Consider the following 1,518-nt stretch of genomic DNA (forward strand, 5'->3'; position numbering starts at 1 on the left):
AGCTCGTCAGCGCGAGCTACACCAGCGGCTTCGTTCACATCGACCAGCACCACGTTTGCACCCCGGTCCACCAACTCACGCGCCGAAGCCAGCCCGAGTCCAGAACCTGCGCCAGTAATTAGGAAGACTGAGTTTTCGATGCGCATGATGTTTCCTCACAATTTGGCAGTACCGCATACGCGGTTATTTGACATGTAAAAGGCCCAACGGCCAGATCGGTGCCGGCCGCCGGTTTACTTCAGGTGTAAGCCACGCTGGAGATTCCTGAACGGATACGGCAGCGGCTCACGCGTCTAAACAACTCCGATAGATTGGATTCCTGCTAGGTTCTCAGGGAGCCAGACGGCAGAGTCGAGAAGTGTCAGCGCAAAGGCGAATTGACCAGCTCAGACCCCTCGAAATGAGCGCGATACGTTTGTACTGCCCCCTTAGAGAAGCGGAATGCTGTAGCTCACAAACACGCGGTTCTGATCTTGATCACGGGCGGCTTCGCTATTGGATTTACCATTACGCCAACCGAACCCCACGTTTTTAAGTGCGCCGGATTGAACGACGTAGTCCAGAAAGATATCCCTTTCCCATTCTTTCTGATTGTCGTCGGTTCTCGTCTTGATATTGTCCCCGGAGACGTACATGACCGAGGCTTTCAGGCCAGGGACACCCAGGGCGGCAAAGTCGTAGGCGTACTGACCGAATGACGTACGTTCCCCTGCACGGTTGAAGCTCTGCATCAGGCGATCTGTATACAGATACAAGCTGCTGCCTCCAGCACCTTTATCTACGAGGCTACCTTGATTGGGCTGGGTAAAGTTGCTTCCATCTGAAACGCTTTGGTAGCCCGCTGTGATCGCGTGACCACCGATGGAGTAAACCAGGGCGGCACTCCAAGTGCGGTTATCGATCACGCCATCACCGTTTTTGGTGTAGCCACTGATTCTGTAGCCCGATGTACCAGAGCTGTTTTCACCTGACGAGTCAGTTTTGAAGTAGCGCARGTCGGTTTTCAGGGATTGGTTGTCCGAGAACGCAAGCGTGTGAATCAGTCCGAAAAACTGCTGGTTATAGTAGTTCTCGAGATGGGCATAGTAGTACTGAGCCGTCAGATCCTTGGTGACTTTCCAGTCGCCCCCGACGAAGTCGAACTGGTTGCTTTCACGCGTACCGCCCAGAACGGCCAGCCCCGTCTGATCCGTTGAACCGCGACCTGTTGCATGTTCAATTCGTCCACCCGTCAGGGTCAGATCCTTGAACTCGCTCGAGGTGATTTGACCGCCCTCGAAGGTTTGTGGCAGCACCCGTCCATCGTTGGCGACCAGAATCGGAAGTTTCGGAATCAAGGTGCCGTAGCGCAGTTCGGTCTTCGACATTTTGACTTTTCCGGTCAGCCCCAGCCGGCTCCACTCGTCGACGGCGCGGTTGTCACTGTTCGAGGGAATCATAGAGCTCCCGACGTGTCGTCCCTTGCCAGTGTCCAGGGTAATGCCCAGCAACCCCAGGGTATCAACACCAAAACCAACG

General features: G+C 54.8%; 2 protein-coding genes. Both read right to left on the reverse strand.

The genetic code is table 11. The features are described from left to right. Positions 1-146 (reverse strand): SDR family NAD(P)-dependent oxidoreductase (locus AC1DXW_RS30855; RefSeq protein ID WP_477760901.1); only part of this gene is annotated, 146 nt, incomplete at its 3' end. A gap of 282 nt (positions 147-428) precedes the next feature. Beyond that, positions 429-1,518 (reverse strand): OprD family outer membrane porin (locus tag AC1DXW_RS30860; RefSeq protein WP_477760900.1); only part of this gene is annotated, 1,090 nt, incomplete at its 5' end.

It is taken from the genome of Pseudomonas sp. P4_C4, assembly GCF_056402055.1.